The organism is Halomonas sp. BM-2019, from assembly GCF_017584085.1.
Genome location: NZ_CP071922.1, coordinates 227,035 through 231,875, shown reverse-complemented (window position 1 = coordinate 231,875; position 4,841 = coordinate 227,035). Strand labels below are relative to the sequence as shown.

The window sequence follows — 4,841 nt, the reverse complement described above, 5'->3', positions numbered from 1 at the left end:
CAGAGCGCCATGCTTCTTTAAAGCGCTGACCGCATATTCTGAACAGGTTGGGACAAAACGACAACGCGGACCTAGCAGTGGACTAATAAACCACTGATAAAGTCGAATGCAGCCTGTTAAGAGGCCGACGAGTATTGCACGCAGCGCTTGCTTAATTTTCGCCATAAATAATTCAGTAATTCGCTCAGGGCATGATTGTCTAATTTGGTCACCCCTGGCTTCGCGATGACGATAATATCAAAGCCTGACAGTTTATGCTGCTTTAAACGATAAGTTTCGCGCACAATTCGTTTAATTTTATTGCGGTCGACAGCACGTTTGGCGGTTTTTTTGCTTATTGTGACGCCCAAGCGAGGATAGGCCAAGTCATTTGGTTTCGCGAGCATCGTGAATTCGCGACTGACGGCTTTTACAGGGGGATTATTGAAGACGTTTTGGAATTCTGCGGGAGTTAACAGACGTAACTCCCGAGAATATGCGTACTGAGTCACTCAGGTGCCTGAGCTTAACTGAATTAAGCAGTCAGACGCTTGCGTCCTTTGGCACGACGGCGAGCCAGGACCTGACGGCCATTCTTGGTTGCCATACGCGCACGGAAGCCATGAGTACGCTTGCGTTTTAATACACTTGGTTGAAATGTTCTTTTCATAGCTGTTATTCCGTAGCTGATCTGGGTTTCAAAATGAGCGCGGATTCTACAAGTAAAACGGATCGCTGTCAACTTAAATTCGAAATTAATGCCTGTGGATAACTTTGCCTTTTCAGTGGCAAAAAGCTAGCTTAGACGGGCTATTTTACGTAGAATGGAAGGTCGGGTGAAGCGCGATCGCAAGTAAGGATCACGACAAGGATCCGAATCGCTCGCAAAGGGCTTGTGGTGGTTGTTCGCTACAAAAGTGATAACAATAAAAATCGAGGAAGAGGAGTGTTTCGTGAGTAATTCACTGTGGCACAATTGTGCGACACGATTACAAAATGAATTGCCTGCGCAGCAATTCAGTACTTGGATCCGCCCGCTGCAGGTGGACTTCGAGAACAACACGCTCTTTCTTTATGCACCCAACACCTATGTCATGGAGTGGGTGAAAGACAAATACTTAAAACAAATCATGACCTTTCTCCGCTCAACCGCCGGTGATGAAGCGCCGAATGTCGAGTTACGAGTGGGTGGTGCGCGGAAGCCGCAAGATCTCGGTGCGAGTGCGACGAGAGCCGCAACACCTGAGCGCAATTCAGCTCCAGCTCCAAGTCGTGCTCCAGCAGAGCCAGCCAAGCCAACAACGAATCCGGCTGATCGGCCGATTTCTTTGCAACACAGCAACCTGCAACCGACCTATACCTTTGAGAACTTCGTTGAAGGCCGTTCGAATCAGTTAGCGCGTGCAGCGGCATTACAAGTCGCAGAGAATCCAGGTAAGGCCTATAACCCTTTATTTATTTATGGTGGTACCGGTTTAGGTAAAACCCATTTGTTGCATTCGATTGGCAATGGGATTTTGGCCAATAAACCAGACGCAAAAGTCTTTTATTTGCGCGCAGAGCGATTTGTTCAAGACATGGTCTATGCCATGAAACACAACAAAATCGACAGTTTCAAAGAGAGTTATCGCAGTGTCGATGCATTGTTGATCGATGACGTGCAATTTTTTGCGAAAAAGGACCACTTTCAAGACGAGTTTTTCCATACATTCAACTGGCTTCTTGAAGGAAATCAACAAGTTATATTAACAAGCGATGTTTACCCGAAAGAAATCGAAGGGGTGGATGAACGTTTGAAGTCACGGTTTGGTTGGGGTTTGACGGTCGCGATTGAGCCGCCGGAATTGCCGACGCGTGTGGCCATTTTGGAACGTAAGGCGGAAGAGCGTAAGATTAAACTACCTCATGAGGTCGCCTTTTTTATTGCCAAGCGCTTACGTTCAAACGTTCGCGAATTAGAAGGTGCGTTGAACCGGGTCATTGCCAATGTGACGCTGACTGGTCGTGACATTACCATAGATTTTGTCAAAGAAGCTTTGCGTGACTTGATTGCAGCCCAAGAGCGGCTGGTGACAATCGATAACATTCAGCGTACGGTGGCGGAGTACTATCATATTAAGGTGTCCGACCTAACCTCGAAGCGCCGAACGCGTTCAGTCGCGCGTCCTCGTCAGGTGGCGATGGCGTTGGCGAAAGAGTTAACGAGTCACAGCTTGCCAGAAATTGGTGATGCATTCGGCGGTCGTGACCATACCACGGTATTGCATGCTTGCCGGAAGGTTAAAGAACTCATTGAATCAGACCACGAAATTCAGGAAGACTATCGTAACTTGAACCGGACCTTATCGGTTTGATGCGACAACTAAATAATAAGAAGAGGAGTTAACCGCATGAAATTTACAATCTCACGGGATGCTTTGCTCAAACCGTTGCAGGTCGTTAGTGGTGCTGTTGAGCGTCGGACGACCCTACCGATTCTCAGTAACGTGTTGTTGCAAGTGAGCGAAGAGAGTTTGCGTTTAACCGGCACGGATCTTGAAGTCGAATTGGTGTCGGAAGTCACCTTAGAGCAAGCACAGCCGGGCGATGTGACCATTCCAGCGAAGAAACTCCTCGATATTATTCGCTCGTTGCCGGAAGGCGCTGAAGTGACGATTACCGCCAGCGATGATAAGGCTTTAGTCAAGTCGGGTAAAAGCCGCTTTTCATTGAGCACGCTGCCGGCGAGTGACTATCCAAACATTGATGAATGGGAAAGTGAAGTTCAAATCGAGATGGAGCAAGGCGACTTGCGCGACTTGATGGATAAAACGCATTTTTCCATGGCGAACCAAGACGTTCGTTATTACCTCAACGGCATGTTGTTCGAAGTTAACGAAGACATTTTGCGTACGGTCGCAACCGACGGCCATCGCTTAGCGCTCTCTGCGGTAAAACTCGAACAAGCGGCGTTACCGCATAAGCAAGTGATTGTGCCGCGCAAAGGTGTCTCTGAATTGTTACGGTTATTGGAAGATGACGACAGTGTTGTGTCGTTGTCGCTAGGACAGAATCACATTCGTGTTGCGACTGGCCGAATGACCTTTACCAGTAAGTTGCTTGACGGCCGTTTCCCAGACTACCGTCGTGTATTGCCAACCGGTGGCGACCGGATTGTGGTCGCGGATCGCGACTTGTTGCGTCAGGCCTGTGTTTGAGATTGGCTTCAACGTGACGTATTTGCTGGATGTGTTGAATTCGATTCACGGCGAGCAAGTAAAAATCACCTTAAGCGACCCGAATAGCAGTGCTATCGTCGAAGATAATCAAGACGAAGGTGCGCTTTATGTGGTTATGCCAATGCGTCTGTAGGCGTTCACTACTTCATTATGCAAATTAATCAGCTGGTCATTGCGCATTTTCGAAATATTACCAATGCCCAGCTTGAGCCCAGTCGCCATGTGAATATTATTTATGGTGAGAATGGTAGCGGTAAGACAAGTGTTCTCGAAGCGATTTATAGCTTAGGCTTTGGCCGTTCGTTTCGAACGCATCAAGTGCGCCAAGTGGTGCAAGATGAGAACGAAGCATTAACCTTGTTTACCCGCGTTCAGGACGCGGAAGACGGCGAAATGCAAAAAGTCGGTTTTCGTCGCTTTCGTAACGGCGATACCGAGATTCGGATGAATGGCGAGTCGGAAAAACGCTTTAGTTTGTTAGCCAAGCTGATGCCGATTCAGTTGATTACACCGGAAGGAGTGACCTTGGTCACAGACGGTCCGAAAGAGCGTCGACAATACATGGATTGGGGCTTGTTCCACGTGGAACAAAGTTATTATCCGCAGTGGCTAACGTTTTCTCGACTGTTGAAGCAAAGAAATAGTTTGTTGAAGCAACGCAGCTACCATCAGCAGGGTGGCGCTTACTGGGACCAACAGTTGGCCACAGCTGGGGAAGCAGTAACAAAAGCGCGTGCTGCCTATTTGACCGGGCTAAACCGACAGTTGAATAAGTATTGCCAGCAGTTTTTACCGCAATACGAATTTGAATTTCGTTTGTTGCAGGGGTGGCAAGAGCAACAAACATTAAGCGAGGCATTAGCGGCCAAGCTTGAATTGGATTTGCGCCAAGGCTTCACCAGTGTGGGGCCAACTAAGGCGGAATGGCAAATCCGCGTAGATGGTGTCGACGCTCGCGAACGGTTGTCACGTGGACAGCTCAAGCTATTAGTCGCGGCGTTACGGTTAGTGCAAAGTGCTGACTACGCGGAGCGTTTAGGCAAGCGATGTGTCATTTTAGTCGATGACTTACCCGCTGAGCTAGACGCGGATAACCAACAGAGACTTTGCAACGCATTGTTGGAAAGTGGAAGTCAGGTATTTATCACAGCGATTCGCAAAGAAGAATTACAACATCGTTTTGAGAATGCCGAAGTTCGATTGTTCCACGTGGAACAAGGAACAATCAAAAATGATTAAACAGGAAGAAACTATGTCTGCTAGTAATTACGATCAGTCGAGTATTAAGGTGTTGAAAGGTCTGGACGCGGTACGTAAACGTCCAGGAATGTACATTGGCGATACCGACGACGGTACAGGTTTACACCATATGGTGTTTGAGGTGGTCGATAACTCTATCGATGAGGCGCTGGCAGGCCACTGTAACGAAATTTACGTCACGGTGCACTCAGACGGCTCTGTCTCTGTTCGTGATGATGGTCGTGGTATTCCGGTTGAAATGCATGCCGAAGAGGGCGTCTCCGCTGCACAGGTTATTATGACTGTACTTCATGCTGGCGGTAAGTTTGACGACAACTCGTACAAAGTATCGGGCGGTTTGCATGGTGTGGGTGTCTCTGTTGTAAACGCTCTGTCTGCAAAGCT

The 4,841-nt window shown here is 48.1% G+C and carries 6 protein-coding genes and 1 pseudogene (1 of these 7 running past the window's edge); 4 read left to right on the top strand and 3 right to left on the bottom strand.

The window, feature by feature from the left end; translation table 11 throughout:
• The 3 genes from yidD to rpmH form a co-directional block, all read right to left on the bottom strand.
• Positions 1-165, bottom strand: a 165-nt coding sequence (gene yidD, locus J5F18_RS01215) for a membrane protein insertion efficiency factor YidD (protein ID WP_346302149.1), incomplete at its 3' end; no start/stop codon positions are given.
• Complete coding sequence (gene rnpA, locus J5F18_RS01210; protein WP_346300548.1) at positions 117-491, bottom strand: ribonuclease P protein component; 375 nt, start codon at positions 489-491, stop codon at positions 117-119. The genes yidD and rnpA, both read right to left, overlap by 49 nt.
• Before the next feature lie 23 nt (positions 492-514).
• Entirely contained in the window at positions 515-649 is a 135-nt protein-coding gene (gene rpmH, locus J5F18_RS01205; RefSeq protein ID WP_126777617.1) for a 50S ribosomal protein L34, read from the bottom strand.
• Between the two features lie 283 nt (positions 650-932).
• Between rpmH and dnaA the strand changes: the two genes are divergently transcribed.
• The 4 genes and pseudogenes from dnaA to J5F18_RS01185 all read left to right on the top strand — a co-directional run.
• Positions 933-2,333: a chromosomal replication initiator protein DnaA gene (gene dnaA / locus J5F18_RS01200; RefSeq protein WP_346300547.1), complete on the top strand. Its 1,401-nt coding sequence runs from the start codon at positions 933-935 to the stop codon at positions 2,331-2,333.
• A gap of 36 nt (positions 2,334-2,369) precedes the next feature.
• Positions 2,370-3,330 (top strand): annotated as a pseudogene (gene dnaN / locus J5F18_RS01195) (DNA polymerase III subunit beta).
• A 17-nt stretch (positions 3,331-3,347) separates the two neighbouring features.
• Positions 3,348-4,436, top strand: a complete 1,089-nt coding sequence (gene recF / locus J5F18_RS01190; protein WP_346300546.1) for a DNA replication/repair protein RecF — start codon at positions 3,348-3,350, stop codon at positions 4,434-4,436.
• Positions 4,437-4,449: 13 nt separating this feature from the next.
• Positions 4,450-4,841: the 5' portion of a DNA gyrase subunit B gene (locus tag J5F18_RS01185; RefSeq protein ID WP_346302148.1), read on the top strand. It continues 1,894 nt past the right edge of the window; the window shows 392 of its 2,286 coding nt (coding positions 1-392); it begins with the start codon at positions 4,450-4,452; the stop codon falls past the right edge of the window.